The sequence below is a fragment of the Caproiciproducens galactitolivorans genome (assembly GCF_004768785.1).
In the GTDB taxonomy this organism is placed as follows: Bacteria; Bacillota; Clostridia; order Oscillospirales; family Acutalibacteraceae; genus Caproiciproducens; species Caproiciproducens galactitolivorans.
This window is the reverse complement of sequence record NZ_SRMQ01000002.1, coordinates 353,476-369,323: the sequence shown is the minus strand read 5'-3', so window position 1 is coordinate 369,323 and position 15,848 is coordinate 353,476. Positions and strand designations below refer to the sequence as shown.

Sequence of the window (15,848 nt, the reverse complement as noted above, 5' to 3'; positions counted from 1 at the left end):
GCGGCCGGATGGCAAAAAAAGGCCGTTCCGGCTCCCATTTGTTATTAATTTTAGTAATATATCATTCATATTATACTCATAGTAAACAAAAGCAGAGGTTGGAAAGCCTTCCGACCTCTGTTTTTTTCAGCAATTCCCCTTATAAACATACCGCAGATTTTTACGTGCCGTTTCCGCCAGACAATCAATCGTTTCCACCGGCGTGGGACCGCGGTCGGTCATCCGCCAACGCGGGAAAAAGCGCGAAACATGCAGCGGGATTTCCGGGCTTACGCCGGCAAGCCATCTGGAAAGCGCGTCCATTTCTTCCACGCTGTCGTTTTCCCCCGGAATCACAAGCGTGGTAACCTCCACATGGCAGCGTTCCGCCGCGATTTGAATGGAACGCTTAACGGTTTCCAAATCGCCGCCGATGGCTGTGTAAAAACGCTCCGTAAACCCTTTCAGATCGATGTTCATGGCATCAATATCCGGAAGAAGCGCCTGCAGCGGTTTTTCATTGATGTTCCCGTTGGTTACCACAACATTTTTCAAGCCATGCTCCTTTGCAAGCTTTGCACAGTCCCGGACATACTCGTACCCGACCAGCGGTTCGTTATAGGTATAGGCAATCCCGATGTTCCCGCGCGGGAGCAATTCCAGCGCTTTGCCCACAAGTGCTGCCGGGGAGACCTCGACGGTTTCAATTTGCTCCCCGTCCGCCATGGAAATCTCGCAATTCTGGCAAAACGGGCAGCGCAAATTACAGCCGTAGCTGCCCACCGACAAAATCCTGCTTCCCGGATAGAACCGCTGCAGCGGCTTCTTCTCAATGGGATCAAGCGCCAGCGCGGTCAGCCTGCCGTAATTTTTGCAAACGATTTTCCCGCCTTCATTGCTGCGCGCACGGCAAAAGCCGGTTTGCCCTTCTTGCAGATTGCAGAAATGGGGGCACACCTCACATACGGTTTTCATGTATGACGCACCACCTCAAACCGTTCGAGCGAAAAGCGCTCCCCACGGTGAATCCCTGCCTTCTGCTTTGCGATGGACACCTGCTGTTCCGGCGTATCCACCCCCTCCAGATTCGGCAGAAGAAGGCCGCGCTTATATCCGCTTGATACGATCACGCCATAGCGTTTCACATCCAATTCCGAAATGGACGCAATCGGTTCCGGTTTCGCAAGCACATCCACGCTGTATACAAGATCGGGCAGTTCCGACGCGGTTACGGATGGAAAACGCGGATCTTCCACGCCTGCGCTGACCGCATTTTGCAGGATTTCCTCCGCCACGTTGCCGGTCACCGGTTCAATCGTGCCGATACAGCCCCGGAGTTCCCCGTATTTTTTCAGGGACACAAATACGCCCGCCCGCTGTTGAAGCATTTTTTCCGGAAGGCCGTCGGGCATATTCGCCCGCATGCCTGTTTTAATGAATGTTTCCAGGGAAAGCCGTGCCAACCGAACATAGGGATCCTCCTTTTCTTTCACGGCGTTAAGATGCGCCCGATGTTCCTTTGCATAAACGGCATCAAAGTGACGGAGGTCGTCCTCCCCGGTAATTTCAAAGGAGCAAACAGCATAGCCCACGCCGAACGGCCCTTCATAAGAAAGAAGCTCCGGGCGTACCGCTTTCCCATCGAGTGCGCCCGCCATAATCATAAAAGAACGCAGTCCGCATTCCGCGGCCGCACCGCAAAATGCGGGAGGGAAAGTGAGAAAGCGCAGGAAATCGCCCTTTGCCATCGCATCTGTGACTTGCCGGTCAAATTCCGGACTTTCTTCTGCAAAGCCATACGGCCCCTCCGCCGTCAATTTATGGGAAAGGTCGCCGCTGGCAACAAAAACGACCCGCCGGTTCAGCTTTTCGGCAGTACGAGCAATGCATTTCCCAAGGCGGTAATGCTCCAGCGCGGGCAAGCCGGAAAGGCCAATGCGCACCAGCCGATACCTGACCGGCGTCTCATTTAAAAAGCGCAGAGGAATCAGCGTACCATGGTCAAGCATTTTGTCCTGCCCGCCCAACGTCCCGGCCGGGAGCCCCGCTTTTCCGGCTTCTTCCTCCAGCGCCCGTACAAACGCGCTATCGTATTGTGCCTCCAGGGAAACGCCGGGAATACCGAAGGCTTTCAAATTGCCGCATGCCTTTTCGCCCGGGGAAATATGGAAGTAATCCGCGTACAGGGTCGCATGGGGCGAAGTCACCACAACGGTATCCGGTTGAAGCGCCGCGGCCCTACGGGCAGCTTCCCGATAGGCGTCAATCGTCCTTTGTATCTTCCGTTCCTCTCCGCGCCCGACTTCGGGCAGGATAATCGGCGGATGAGGTACAATAAACGCACCCACAATCGACATGAAAACCGTCTCCTTTCCGTATAAAAAAGAACCTGTTACAGGATCATTATAACACGTATTCCGCTGTATAATCAGGAAATTTGTTTGAAAGGCAGACCCGTAAATATAAACCGCAGAATATGAAAAAACCCGCTGAATCAGCGGGTTTTCTTTTAAAGATACGACCAGGCCTATAAGCCGAGTTCTGTCGTGAACAGCCATCTATCTTGGCCGGATGTTGCCATCACGGCTCAATGCCACCTTCTCGGGACGCGCCGGGCCGACGCATTTGTCCCTCTGCGGTGTTGCTCCGAATAGGGTTTGCAGAGCCGCGCGGTCTCCCGCGCGCTGGTGAGCTCTTACCTCGCCTTTCCACCCTTACCGTTACCGGCGGTATATCTCTGTTGCACTTTCCCTGGGGTCGCCCCCGGCGGCCGTTAGCCGTTATTCTGCCCTGTGGAGCTCGGACTTTCCTCGGGTACGTCCTTTCGGAGTATACCCGCGGCTGTTCAGCCTGCTCGTATTCATTATTTTAATCGTTTTTCCCCTGCCTGTCAACCGACAGGATTTGGGAACTTAAAAACGGTGCTCGGAAATCAGGCGGTTTTTTACGTCCCAAAGCTTTTGCGACAAGTCCACATAATATTGGTGCGGGTTTTCAAAACGCGTTACTTCCTCCCACAGCGTGTCCACCTGCTTCATGCAGTATTCCCTTATTTCATCTAAATCCCGCGGCTTTGCTATACACTTTCCGTGTTCAAATATTTTCTCGCGCAGCTCCACCGCGCGGAAATTGGTAACCGTCTTGCGTTTCCAGATATGATCCGGGTCGAACAGCTCATAGGGTTTGCTGTCGTCAATCACTTCGTCATGAAGCGTAATGACATCGGCAATCGCCTTTCCGCTTTCCCGGTCGTACAAGCGCCAAAGATTTTTAAAACAGGGCGTCGTAATCTTCGCCACATTTTCACTAATCTTAATTTTGGGTATAATATTTCCCTGCGCATCTTCCACCCCGCTGAGCTTGTAAACCCCGCCGAAAACCGGCTCGCTGGAAGATGTGATCAGCCTTTCGCCGACACCGAAGCTGTCGACGCACGCACCTTGCATAAGCATATCCCGTATTATATACTCGTCGAGAGAATTGGAAGCGCAGATTTTACAATCCTCAAATCCGGCCGAGTCGAGCATCTTGCGTGCTTTACGGGAAAGATATGTAATATCCCCGCTGTCGATCCGGATTCCCGCCGGGCGGAAGCCGCGCGGAACCAGTTCCTCGTTGAATACTTTAATCGCATTGGGCACCCCGGATTTTAAAACATTGTAGGTGTCAACCAGCAAAGTACACTGGCTTGGGTATTCCCTCGCATAAGCGCGAAACGCCTCCAGCTCGCTGTCAAAAAGCTGAATCCAACTGTGCGCCATAGTACCCAGCGCCTTAACGCCGTAGTCCCGGTCGCAAATTGTACACGCTGTTCCGCAGCAGCCGCCGATATAGGCCGCTCTTGCGCCCAGAATCGCCCCGTCGGCGCCTTGCGCGCGCCGGGAACCAAATTCCATTACCGCCCTTCCCTGCGCCGCTCGGACAATTCTGTTGGCCTTTGTAGCGATCAGGCTTTGATGATTGATTGTAAGCAGGAGCATGGTTTCAATAAACTGTGCCTGAATTACCGGCCCGCGCACGGTAATGATCGGTTCAACAGGGAATATGGGGGTTCCTTCCGGAACAGCCCATACGTCACAGCTAAATTTAAAGTTTTCTAGATAACGGATAAAATCTTCATTAAAAATTTTGCAGTCTCTCAAATATTCAATATCTTCTTTTGTAAAGGTAAGATTTTCAAGATATTCGATAAGCTGCTGGACGCCCGCCATAATCGCATATCCGCCGTCGTCCGGAACGCGCCGGAAAAACATGTCGAAATAGACGATCGTGTCCGCATATCCGTTTGTAAAATAGCCGTTGGCCATGGTAATTTCGTAGAAATCTGTCAGCATGGTCAGATTGGTTTTCAAATCATTCTGGTTTTTCATATTATTCAGCTCCATAAAATTATTAATTTGCTGTAACTCTACCTTATCGCCTCGTCATATTATAGAACAACAGCAAATTAAAATAATAACAATATTGATTTTCGCGCACAATTTTAACAAAATTATAACCATTTCTAAAGAATATTATATCAATCTTAAGGCAAAATAACAAATAAGATATAAGAATTTCTTTAAAATATTAATAATTTAAAAATAATTGATTTTATTTGTGAATTTTTTTAATATTTTATTGCATTTTAAACAATAAAATATTATACTATTAGATATTAACAGAATTTATACTGATAAATTTCCATACCAATGTAAATTTTCAGGAAATTTTGTTATGGCGCTGTGCAAATGGAATAATAACTGTGCGTAAATTTAAAATTAATGCGGGGGGAGATGAACTCAGTGAGATTACGCAAACAAGCACTTGGTACACGTAATTTGGTCGGTGCGCGTGTGGAGATGGCGCGTAAAAACCAGGGTATGAAGCAAAAGGAACTGTTAGCTCAGCTTCAGGTCAACGGTGTTGATATGAATGCATCGGGCTTGTCCAAATTAGAAGGGCAAATCCGGTATGTAACAGATTTTGAGCTTGCCGCCTTGGCAGACATCCTCAACGTGTCCGTTGACTGGCTCCTGGGCAGAGAAAAATAATTGCTTTCTTGAAAGCAAGATACGAAGCGCTTCGCAAATTGCGGGGCGCTCTTTTTCTACTTCCTTTTTTGTCACGGATCGATTATAATTATAATACTATTTCATGCCGTGAATAACAAGGAGGTTTTCATTTGTTCGAAAAGCGTCAGCTTACCAGGTTAAAGCCGCTTCTTTACTTTTTTATCCAATATACTGTGGTATTTTTTCTGTTTGCGATAACGTTAAAATATACCTTTCCTTTTTTCGCAGGATTTTTACTGGCGCTTGCCGTACAGCCCCTTGTAAATGCTTTAAAGGAGCGCCTGCATTTCAAGCCCGGTGCGGCCGCCGCGATGGCAACGCTGATTGCTTTCTGTGTTGTGTTCGGCATTCTGTTTTTAATCGGTTATTGGCTGATCAATGAAATCAGCCATCTGCTCAACAACATCTCTGCCGACGTCGGGTCCGTAACCGAACCAATCAACCAGATGATCCGCACAGCCAGCGAATATTTGAGTAAAATCAATCCAAGATACGTACAGCAAAATCAGCAGCAGATTATAAACATCGCCCAATCCGGCGCAGGCATTATTAAAACGATATTCGGCAGCATACTTGCTTTTTTAACCTCGCTGCCTGCCATCATCACTATGTTCATCGTGATGATCTTGTCAACATACTTCTTCTCGAAAGATATGACCAGGATTAAATCGCATATTATGTCCCTGTTTTCGAGAAGCGCCGCATTTAATATCCGGTCCGCTTCGCAGCATGGTGTAAGCTTAAGCGGAAAATACATTTGCTCCTATCTTTTTATCTACTTTATAACATTTATTGAAACCCTGATCATCTTTTTCGCCTTGGGTATTCCGTATCCCCTCGTCCTGAGCATTATTACCGGCATTGCGGACGTTCTGCCGGTTTTGGGGCCCGGCACGATTTATATCCCCCTGGCGTTCTTCTATGTGATAAAAGGCAGCTTCCTGAAGGCAGGAGCCTTGCTTTTATGCTGGTTTTTGATTATTGCAATCCGTCAGGTGATCGAGCCGAAAATAATTTCTTCCTCCATCAATATTCATCCTTTGACCATGCTCGCCGCTATTTATTTTTCTTTGGTTGCCCAAAATTTCTGGCTGCTGATCTACTTTTCCGTACTGCTGATTCTTTACAAAATCCTGACACATCTGGAAATTCTTCCGAGCCTGTTTGAAGAGCAGGAATCCGCTCCCACAGAACCGACGGAACATCACACCCATGAAAATATTCAATTCTGAAATTCCCCGAAAATTATGAAAGAAAAGCCTCGCTCCTTGGCTTCGCCATGGAGTGACTTATTACAACAAAGAAAGGGCGGCCGGCAAAAGTCGACTACCCTTTTTTTCGCGCTTATCAACTTTTTCATAACATTAGATTCTTTCCAATACTTTCTCAAATGAATTTCGTTCAATGACCTTTACAACCCCACTAATTCTCTTGGCTCTTACATAGCCGTTCTGCGTTTAGAAAAAACATCGCCTTAAAAATGTACGCATAAAATGATCTCCGGACTATTCTTCGGAGAACATATCAATCCCCATCCCGCAAACCAGGCAGGTCCAGTTTTCCGGCAGGTCTTGAAATGAAAGCCCGGGTACAATTCCATTCTCAGGAGCCCCGGCATCGGGGGCGTATACATAGCCGCATGAAATGCAAATGTATTTCAATTTTCTCCCCCTCCCCGATCAATTTTCGACAATTGTCAGCACAATCAATTTGGGCTTTGGAAATCGTCGAAATTTTCATCTTCAATAATTTCGCTTAGGTTTGTAGGAAAAACTGAACCGCAACGCAGCTTTTTTGCTACATCCATAACCTTTCCAAAATCATAAGATACGATCTGGACTGCTTTTTCCACACGGGTTACCTTTATTTCGATTCCGTACCCCGTGCTGCGGTTTCCGAAGACATAGTACTTAAGCGTACAGTTTTTCAACGCAATATTTCCTATGCATTTTTTCATCCCATTCCTCCTTTATTGTGTGAATGAACATCACACTTTACTTGTATCATAATGCATGAACCGAAAATATTCAATATGAATCAACGTATTTAATTACCAAAATTTTATTTTCGCAATATATTCAAAAAATCACGTAAACAAAAACCATATTTAGTAGTCAAATTTTCGACTTTTTTTCGTAAAAAGCTGAAAATTTTATAAAAATATACGAACATAATACTCCAAGTATTGCGCCGCAAAGAATATCCGAAGGGTAATGTACGAATAAAAACGTCCGGGAAAATGCAATAAGAAAAGCAAGGAAAAAAGCTGGAATCCCAAAATTCTTATTGGCTTTCCATAAGGTAAACGCGGCGGCAAAGGAGGATGCCGCATGGCCGGAGGGAAGGGAATAGCCTTCCGGCGCCGGGATTAATAGCTGGTGACCGGGATACGTTACGAAAGGGCGGGGCCTTGCAAGCAAAGGCTTCAGCATCATTTCCCCTAAAATATGCGTTACCACAAGGATTCCCAAAAGAAGGATTCCGTTCTTCCGATACTTTTTGGAAATAACCATGCAAAAGGCGGCCATTACCCAGATCAGCCCGCGATCGCCCATTCTGGTAATGTAAGGAAAAATCCAGTCTGTAAATTCATTATGAAAATGATTTTGGATAAAGTTAAAAATTGTAATATCCAATATTTCTACCTCTTTCTGTTTCGTTGTTTTATTATACCATATTTTAGCCCCCTTTCGAATATACTTTAAAACAGAAACGGGGGTTGATAAAATTGGAATGGCAAAGCCTTACAAAAGAGGATTGCGCAAAAAAACTTGGTACAAACATGAAAACCGGCCTTTCTTCCGGTCAAGCAGCCGAGCGGCTGAAAAAATACGGCAGGAATGAACTACAGCAGCCAAAACGGAGGAGCTTGCTGCTTCGTTTCCTCGCTCAGTTTTCGGATTTTATGGTCATCGTCCTTTTAATTGCCGCAGGAATTTCCTTTATAACTTCCTTCCTGGAACATAACAATGACTACATAGACTCCATTATTATCCTATTTATTGTAACCATGAATGCAATTATCGGTCTGGTACAGGAAAGCCGGGCGGAAAAAGCAATCGAAGCCTTGAAAAAGCTTTCCAGCCCCCACGCGCATGTTATTCGCGGCGGAGAAGAACAACGGATCTCGGCATCCGAACTGGTTCCCGGCGATCTGGTCATTCTTCGCGAAGGCGATCTGGTTCCTGCCGATTTGCGCCTAATTGAAGCGGTTAATTTAAAAGCAGAGGAAAGCGCACTTACCGGAGAAAGCCTTCCGAGTGAAAAGCGCGCCGATTGCATCTGTGCTGCCGATACCCCGCTTGGCGACCGCTACAATCTTTTATATTCCACCAGTTCCATTGCCGCAGGCCACGGCAAAGGCATTGTTACGGCTACGGGAATGGACACGCATGTGGGGAAAATTGCACATATGATTACTAACCAGTCTGCCCCCCAGACCCCGCTGCAGAAGAAGCTGGCGCAAACGGGGCACTGGCTTGGCAGCGGTGCTCTCGTCATATGCCTCATCATCTTTATCATGGGCCTGTTTCAGCATATCCCGCCCATTGAAATGTTCCTCATTTCAATCAGCCTTGCCGTCGCGGCCATTCCGGAGGGGCTGCCCGCCGTTGTTACAATCGTCCTTGCGATCGGCGTTAGGCGTATGGCGGCAAACCGGGGAATCGTGCGGCGTATGCCTGCTGTGGAGGCGCTTGGAAGCGCCAGCGTGATCTGTTCCGATAAAACGGGAACCCTTACGCAAAACCGGATGAGCGTGGTTGAACTGAGAGATGCAAGCGGCCCGGTTGAAATACAGACGGAAAAGGGCAGGCAGATTCTGGATCTTGCCTCCCTGTGCTGCAACTGTACTGTCAGCGGCAAAACGATTCACGGCGACCCTACGGAAGTCGCCATTGTGGCGGTGGCTCCAACGGAAAAAAATAGACTCGATGCCCAATTTCCCCGTATACGGGAAATCCCGTTCAGTTCCGAGCGGAAAATGATGACGACAGTACATCGTTTGAGCGGAGGGCGCTTCCGTATCATTGCAAAAGGCGCACCGGATATTTTGTTTACCCACTGCACAAGCGGGGCAGCCCGGCAAAACGAAGAAATGGCCTCACGCGCGCTGCGAGTAATCGGCGTCGCTTACCGGGACGTTGACGTTTTGCCCGAGAAGCCGGAAGAAATTGAGCAGAACCTTATTTTTTGCGGCCTGATCGGAATGATTGACCCGCCACGCCCACAGGTAAAGTCCGCAGTGGAACTCTGTAAAAAAGCGGGGATTCTGCCCGTCATGATTACCGGGGACCACGCAGCCACAGCTGCGGCAATTGCAAAGCAGCTTGGCATTCTCGAAGGAAAAAAACGGGTAATTACGGGATCCGCCCTTGACGCGCTCAGCCAAAAGGAACTGGAAAAAAACATCTACGATTATACCGTATTTGCGCGTGTCTCGCCGGAACATAAGGTCAGGATTGTAAAGGCTTTTCAAGCCCATGGAGAAGTGGTCGCTATGACCGGTGACGGCGTAAACGACGCCCCTGCCCTGCGCGCCGCGGACATCGGCTGCGCAATGGGTATTTCGGGTACTGACGTGGCCAAGGCGGCGTCCGATGTGATTTTGACAGATGATAACTTTGCCACAATTGTCGCTGCTGTACGCGAAGGCAGGGGCATTTATGAAAACATTAAGAAAACCGTTCATTTTTTGCTTAGCTGCAACATCGGTGAAATCCTGACGGTGTTCGTCGGCTTCCTTCTGCGTTTGCCCACTCCACTACTGGCAATCCAGCTTTTATGGGTAAATCTAGTTACCGATTCCCTCCCCGCGCTTGCGCTGGGCGTAGAGCCGATTGATAAGAATATTATGAACCGAAAGCCGCTAAAGCCCAATGAAAGCATTTTTTCCGGAGGGATGGGCTATAACATCATCGTTGAAGGCTGTCTGATCGGAACATTGTCCCTTTTAGCTTACAGTATCGGCCGTATTTATTTCGATCTTGACCCATCCGCGCCGGTTATCGGGCGCACGATGGCTTTTGCCGTTCTCAGCCTTTCCCAGGTAGTTCATACGTTTAATATGCGGTCTACCCGCTCCATCTTTGAAGCGGGTATCTTTGCCAATCCAAAGCTGGTGCTAGCCGCAATTGCCTGCGTTGCCCTGCAATTGGCGGTCATTGTAATCAAACCGCTTTCCGTCATATTCAAAACATCGATGCTCACAGGCTATCAGTGGCTGATTGTCGCATCGCTTTCCTTTATCCCCCTCGCCGTTGTGGAAATCGAAAAGGCAATTACATTTCGAAATAGCAACCATAGGTTATAAAAACGAATCCAAAGTCAAACACCTGTCGCAAAATAACATAAAGACCTTCTGCCGTAAAATCAATTGCGGCAGGAGGTCTTTTACGTTCCTGTAAAGACTTATTTTATTCAACGATCTTATCCGGTACATTATACCGTTTTCCAATATAAGCGAAAACTGCGCCAAATAAAATATTCGAATAATAGCTGATAATGCGCCAGAGCAGAATTGCGGGCAAGATTGCAGAGCCAAAAAACATTCCGAAGAAAATATAAAAACTGCCTTCTGCGCCACCAGAAGCCCCCGGAAGCGGAACAAAGGCACTTACCATCGCCACAAACACCTGCGCGGCAACCATGGTCGTAACGGGAACCTCGTGCATACTAAAGCTGCGATAAATAAAATACGGAATCAAGCTGTTTAAAGTAATTTGAAAAACGGTAATAACCAGAACCGGAATATATAGCTTGATGGAATTCCCCATCAGTTTGGACGCATTGTGAAAAACTTCAAGTTGGCCGTGAATTTTTTCATAGCGTTCCGCGGGATGACGGCAAAGTTTTATACGGTGGAGGAACTGAATAACCGCATTTACAAGCTTGTTCGTTGTTGTTGCACTAATCATGAACAATGCCACCAGAAAGATAAATGCGCTGTTTGAAATTAACCCAATGATCGTAACAAAAGAAAAATTACTGACGCTGGTTTGGAAAAAGCGGAATTTCCATGCAACCAATACAAGAGAGTAGCCAACCATAATGACCTGATAAGTAAGTGTTTTTACCGCAATGATGGAACCTGCTTTCCCAGTATCCATCCCCATTTTGCGCATAGAATAAATCTGCATAGGCTGGCCGCCTGTTGAAAACGGCGTCAACGCACTATACAGCAGACCGATCATTCCAACGCAAAAAGAACGATTATAGTTCCAATTCGGGTAAAGATGAACGCACAGTAAATTTAAAGCACAACCTTCACAAATCCAGCATAATACAGCGCTTGCAATCGCCATGAATAACCAGCGCAGTCTAAGCTTTGTTATGATTTCCCCTAATGTAACAATTCCTTCCGTAGTAAAGAAAAAGTACAATAAAACACCCGTTGAAAGTGCTAACGTTATAATGACAAGTAGGTTCTTTTGTATTGTCTTTTTCAAAGTAGCCATATTTTCTCCAATTACTATAAATTGTCCATCTGTTCGATGAATAATAATTTAATATTATATATTATATCATAAATACTCGTATTTACAAAATGAAGAATAAACTAACGGGAATTATTTCCCTTAATATTTCCTCTCATTCTTCATAAACTAGGAGCGAGGTGAGAATATGGCAAACGGATTAAGCGATCTTTTAGCATCAAATGCAGACATAAATCAATACTTCGCTTCATTACCTGCAAATGTCCAAAATGTAGTTTCGGGCTGTGGTGAAGATATTTGCACATTGGAGGATTTACTTCGCTGCATTAAAGGTGTTTGCGGAACTTGCTAAAAAATAGCGAAAAACACAGGAGAGAACATTTCCTTCTGTGTTTTTCTTTTTCTAAATACTTCCCCAAAAGTACCCCTATTTCACATGCTGTCCAAAATTTGCATAATATAGGATTAGGTTAAGCCCAATAAATAAGAAAGGAGAAAATCAATGGAGAATATGAATATTCTGGAAGGGGATGCCTGTCTGATTACACGGACCCCGCTACCGGCTGTAACCGTCGTTGCAATGGCTTACGTACCTTTCCAGCAATTTGGTACGATATATGATCCGGAAAAAGGACTACGCAGTGGCACGATATTCCCAGACCTTGACAAACCATTTCTTGGGGGAAGAGGTGCTTCGAAATGAATGAGCAGGAAATGATGTTAAGAAGAATTCGTTCCTATCAATTCACAATGTGGGAGCTTCACATTTTCTTAGACACCCACCCAGGCGATTGCACAGCAGCGCAAAAGCTGGAGGAATACCGCAAAATAACGACTGATCTCATTGCGAAATATGAAGCCGCTTACGGCCCGATGAATGAAACCAGCGCGACGACCAGCCGTTGGGCATGGATTTCCGATCCATGGCCCTGGGATGTAACCGAAGGGGGGAAAGCTTAATGTGGAATTATGTTAAACATTTACAGTATCCCATTAATATAAAAAATACAAACCCAAAACTTGCGCAAATGATTATAGCGCAATATGGCGGACCGGATGGCGAGCTTGGTGCCTCCCTTCGCTACTTGAGCCAACGCTACAACATGCCGTACCCGGAACTGAAAGCAATTTTAACTGATATTGGAACCGAAGAACAGGATCCACCGGGTTATCAACCGAATTCATACATACATTTTTAAAAATGCAGCACAAAGCGGCGGCCTGAGCTGTCGCTCAAACCGCCGCTACGCAAATACAACTATAACTTATTTTGTTGAGATAGTAATAATTTAATTAAGAAATTGCCTATTTTTAAGGATTACTTAGCCAACAGTTGCAACAAAAACCTTAACGCCGTTTACATAAACGCCAGATTTTGCGCCAACTTTGCCAACAGATGTGAGCTTGTAGAAGTAGTCGTTACCAACTTTCTTCACGAAAGAAGCCTTGAAAACACCTGCTGTACCAACAGAAAATGTCGGTGTAGTTGTAGCAGTAACCTTTACTTGGTAAGAACCTTTAACGGTTACATCCTTTGTTGTGTCACAAGTGAAAGCCGGAGCTTTAATTGTAACAACACAAACCTTTGCACCGTTGAGGTAAATACCAGCGGAAGAACCTACCTTACCAACTGCGGTGATCTTGTAGAAGTAATCGTTGCCATTCTTAGAAGCAAGAGCTACATTGAAGGCACCCGGTGTACCAACCGTAAAGGAAGGAGCAGTTGTAGAAGTAACTTTGAACTGATAGGAAGCGCCCTGAGCAAGAGAGAAGTCATTTGTTGTGTCAATCTTTGCTTCCGGAACAGCTATTGCTGTGATCTCGCACTTTGCAGCGCTGTAATCTTCAACTTCATAACCGTCTGCATCATAAAGTGTAGCGGTCAGAGTTGCATGGTTCTGGCTTGCGAAAGTAGAATCAATGCTATTGACCTTAACTGTAGCAGTATTGCCATTTGTAGTCATAGAGAACACATCGCTGCTGCCGCCATCGAGATCCCACTTAACTGTGTAACCGGCCGGAATGGTAGTACCGTTCGGATAAGCAGTAGCTGTGAATGTCTCGGAATAACCCTTCGCAATGTTTGCAGAAGTCTTGTTGATCTGAATGCCAGCAAAGCTTACACTCTTAACCTTGAAGGTATCTACATTGCTCGCTGTGGACTTTTCAAGTGTAAAGCCATAGCAATCGAAATCATCAACATCTACATTGCCAGCATCAGCCTTGAATGCAACTGTACCAGCGGCAAAATTACCATCGAGCTTTAACTTCGTGCTGGAAGCACTTTCTTTTACATAAAGCTTTCCAGGAACAACGACCATTGTGCCGTCGCCATCAACCGTACCAGCTTTAACATCATCCTTGAAAGTGATTGTAGAATCAGAATCAACAGAAATTGTATCTACATCCACTTTACCTGTTACAGTAACATTTGTGTCTTCGTTCTTAGTTTCAATGCTACCGTCTGCCGCATTAATCGGAGCCGGAATTGTGCCGGTGAAGATATCGTCTTCGTCATCTTCATTGCCAAGATTGAGTTTAACATCATCATAGTAGTCGAAATCAATCTTGCCAACCTTTAATTCCATATTGTCGGTATTGTACAGAGTAAATTCTGCATCTTCATCTGCAGCTTTCAGAGCGGAGATAGAAACTTTCGCTTCATCAGCGTTGACAGTTACTTTACCAGCAGCAGCAATCTCACCAACAGTTACTGTATGATCATCATCATTTGTTTCAATTTCTACATCACCGTCAGTCTTGATGTTGCCAACTGTTGCACCATCAATGTTAATCGACTCTTCATTATCATTCGCATCTGTTGTATCAATATTACCAACTTTTGCTCCATTTGTGATCGTCAGCTTTGCTTTAGTTGAATCGTCATCGCCAATGGTAACATCGCCGACTTTACCTTCATCAATAGTAACTTCACCATTATCGATGTCAACTTCGCCTACATTGCAATCGCCGATCGTCAACTTGTTCATTTTACCGGAAATCTTCTTGATGTTAACATCTTCATTAACGGTAACAGTATCAGTATCAGTCGGGAATTTGATTTCCTTGTCAGTAAGATTTACATCATTGCCGTCAAACTGTGTAAATCCATCTAAAATGCTCTTACCGTCTTTTCTGATTGTGTAGTTTATATCGCTAGCTTTTCCAGCATTATTGACGGTTTTCTTAAAGAGATACCGAGCATCGGAAGAGTCCGTTGAATTATAGCTCTTTAATGCTTCAATATCAATTTTCTTTGCAATTTTGGCTTTTAAGGTATACTTTTCATCGGAATCTGTAGAAGCTTTATAAGTAGCACCATCTTGCACAAGCTTTTTGGCGGTAAGCGTAATATTGCCTGTGCTTGCATCACCGGTAATCTGATTTTGGCTGTTTAGTTTACCAACTACTGCATACAGAACGCCATTGACATCTTGCGCTACATCTTTTGCCCTCATATGAGCATCATCAAACTGATCTTGGAATACTTTCTTACCGTTCACAGTAGCTTCGGTCAAGAAGTGGATATCACTTGAACCGCTTGTTACCTCAAGTGTAAAACCGCTGTCTTTATAATCCTTCTTATCTTTTGACAAGAAGATCTTATGTGCAGGGGTGAGCACAGCATAGCAACTATCTTCACTCTCAGGTTGTGCAACGAAAGCACCAATCTCAACTGTTGCGCCTGCAGTCATCGGTATATCGTCTAATTCATCTACACCTTTGCCAACACCGTTCGAATCTTTTTTGCCTAATACAAGCTGATCCTTGTCATAAACATGAACGGTCAACTTCTGAGAAGCTTTTACAGTATACTCATTTCCGTCATCATCTGTGTAATCAGCCTTGAACAAAACGGAAATAACTTCTGTACCAGTTTTCGTGCTGCTCTTTAATCTAAGATATGCATCGTCATCATTATTTCTAAGCTTTAAGGAAACCAGCCTATCGCCAGAAATATGGGAAATTGACGAAACCTTTACATTGTCAACATCCTTGTGGTTCTTTGTTTCCATATTGAAGCCTGAACCGTTGGCTGCGAGAAAATCATTAAGATCGATTTCTCTGTCGCCAGTTCCACCGTTGCAGAGATAGATATCATCTTCTGCGGTATCAGTAACAACTCCCGCCATCGACTTTGTCGCGGCGAAAGCAAAGTTTGCCGAAAAGCTGGATACTACAAGTGCTAAAGCAAGCACAAGAGAAACCACTTTTCCCGTGATTTTTTTCATCCTTTTTGTCCTCCTTAAAATAGTTCGTTTTGCGTATTTGCGTGTGCTATGAGAATTTAACATACATGTTCGCCATGGGTGTTAAGATATTCTCCCCCTGACTTGCAATGGTTTCGTGGGAACTCTGCCAATAATGCGTTTGGCATAGC

Annotated in this window: 14 protein-coding genes, 1 other RNA gene and 1 pseudogene; 7 read left to right on the top strand and 9 right to left on the bottom strand. The window is 45.5% G+C overall.

Annotated features, from left to right (window positions below):
- Window positions 1–126: 126 nt before the first annotated feature.
- The 4 genes from amrS to CAGA_RS04330 all read right to left on the bottom strand — a co-directional run bounded on the left by amrS (window position 127) and on the right by CAGA_RS04330 (window position 4,349).
- Window positions 127–954, bottom strand: a complete 828-nt coding sequence (amrS, locus tag CAGA_RS04345; RefSeq protein WP_135658106.1) for an AmmeMemoRadiSam system radical SAM enzyme — start codon at window positions 952–954, stop codon at window positions 127–129.
- Complete coding sequence (gene amrA / locus CAGA_RS04340) at window positions 951–2,336, bottom strand: AmmeMemoRadiSam system protein A (RefSeq protein WP_135658104.1); 1,386 nt, start codon at window positions 2,334–2,336, stop codon at window positions 951–953. Before amrA ends, amrS begins: the two co-directional genes overlap by 4 nt.
- A gap of 157 nt (window positions 2,337–2,493) precedes the next feature.
- Window positions 2,494–2,836, bottom strand: an RNA gene (gene rnpB / locus CAGA_RS04335) — RNase P RNA component class A.
- Between the two features lie 55 nt (window positions 2,837–2,891).
- On the bottom strand, window positions 2,892–4,349 hold the full coding sequence (locus CAGA_RS04330; RefSeq protein ID WP_243112930.1) for a nicotinate phosphoribosyltransferase: 1,458 nt from the start codon (window positions 4,347–4,349) through the stop codon (window positions 2,892–2,894).
- A 405-nt stretch (window positions 4,350–4,754) separates the two neighbouring features.
- Between CAGA_RS04330 and CAGA_RS04325 the strand changes: the two genes are divergently transcribed.
- A complete protein-coding gene (locus CAGA_RS04325; protein WP_407932286.1) occupies window positions 4,755–5,012 on the top strand; it encodes a helix-turn-helix domain-containing protein in 258 nt (85 codons plus the stop codon).
- A gap of 131 nt (window positions 5,013–5,143) precedes the next feature.
- The gene (gene ytvI, locus CAGA_RS04320) at window positions 5,144–6,265 is read left to right on the top strand and encodes a sporulation integral membrane protein YtvI (protein WP_135658100.1); all 1,122 of its coding nucleotides are present in this window, start codon (window positions 5,144–5,146) and stop codon (window positions 6,263–6,265) included.
- 273 nt (window positions 6,266–6,538) lie between these two features.
- Here ytvI and CAGA_RS04315 read toward each other — a convergent pair whose 3' ends face one another.
- The 3 genes from CAGA_RS04315 to CAGA_RS04305 all read right to left on the bottom strand — a co-directional run bounded on the left by CAGA_RS04315 (window position 6,539) and on the right by CAGA_RS04305 (window position 7,669).
- Window positions 6,539–6,694 (bottom strand): rubredoxin, encoded by a 156-nt coding sequence (locus tag CAGA_RS04315; RefSeq protein WP_135658098.1) that lies wholly within the window; start codon window positions 6,692–6,694, stop codon window positions 6,539–6,541.
- A gap of 44 nt (window positions 6,695–6,738) precedes the next feature.
- Window positions 6,739–6,990, bottom strand: coding sequence for a DUF6514 family protein (locus CAGA_RS04310; RefSeq protein ID WP_135658095.1), 252 nt, complete (start codon window positions 6,988–6,990; stop codon window positions 6,739–6,741).
- A 157-nt stretch (window positions 6,991–7,147) separates the two neighbouring features.
- The gene (locus CAGA_RS04305; RefSeq protein ID WP_135658093.1) at window positions 7,148–7,669 is read right to left on the bottom strand and encodes a phosphatase PAP2 family protein; all 522 of its coding nucleotides are present in this window, start codon (window positions 7,667–7,669) and stop codon (window positions 7,148–7,150) included.
- 92 nt (window positions 7,670–7,761) lie between these two features.
- Between CAGA_RS04305 and CAGA_RS04300 the strand changes: the two genes are divergently transcribed.
- Window positions 7,762–10,344, top strand: coding sequence for a calcium-translocating P-type ATPase, PMCA-type (locus tag CAGA_RS04300; RefSeq protein WP_135658091.1), 2,583 nt, complete (start codon window positions 7,762–7,764; stop codon window positions 10,342–10,344).
- A gap of 103 nt (window positions 10,345–10,447) precedes the next feature.
- On the opposite strand, the gene CAGA_RS04295 is transcribed toward CAGA_RS04300, so the two are convergent.
- Entirely contained in the window at window positions 10,448–11,488 is a 1,041-nt protein-coding gene (locus tag CAGA_RS04295; protein WP_135658090.1) for a lysylphosphatidylglycerol synthase transmembrane domain-containing protein, read from the bottom strand.
- 166 nt (window positions 11,489–11,654) lie between these two features.
- On the opposite strand from CAGA_RS04295, the gene CAGA_RS12600 reads away from it, so the two are divergent.
- From CAGA_RS12600 to CAGA_RS04280, 4 genes and pseudogenes are all read left to right on the top strand, one after another.
- The gene (locus tag CAGA_RS12600; RefSeq protein WP_167875152.1) at window positions 11,655–11,819 is read left to right on the top strand and encodes a ferredoxin reductase domain-containing protein; all 165 of its coding nucleotides are present in this window, start codon (window positions 11,655–11,657) and stop codon (window positions 11,817–11,819) included.
- Between the two features lie 150 nt (window positions 11,820–11,969).
- Window positions 11,970–12,170: a spore coat associated protein CotJA gene (locus tag CAGA_RS12955; protein WP_135658088.1), complete on the top strand. Its 201-nt coding sequence runs from the start codon at window positions 11,970–11,972 to the stop codon at window positions 12,168–12,170.
- Complete coding sequence (locus CAGA_RS04285) at window positions 12,167–12,427, top strand: spore coat protein CotJB (RefSeq protein WP_135658086.1); 261 nt, start codon at window positions 12,167–12,169, stop codon at window positions 12,425–12,427. The genes CAGA_RS12955 and CAGA_RS04285 overlap by 4 nt, the downstream gene beginning before the upstream one ends.
- A pseudogene (locus CAGA_RS04280) lies at window positions 12,427–12,621 on the top strand (manganese catalase family protein); the annotation flags it as partial. The gene CAGA_RS04285 and the pseudogene CAGA_RS04280, both read left to right, overlap by 1 nt.
- A 168-nt stretch (window positions 12,622–12,789) precedes the next feature.
- Here the strand turns inward: CAGA_RS04280 and CAGA_RS04275 are convergent.
- Window positions 12,790–15,699, bottom strand: coding sequence for a hypothetical protein (locus CAGA_RS04275; RefSeq protein WP_135658082.1), 2,910 nt, complete (start codon window positions 15,697–15,699; stop codon window positions 12,790–12,792).
- Window positions 15,700–15,848 lie beyond the last annotated feature (149 nt).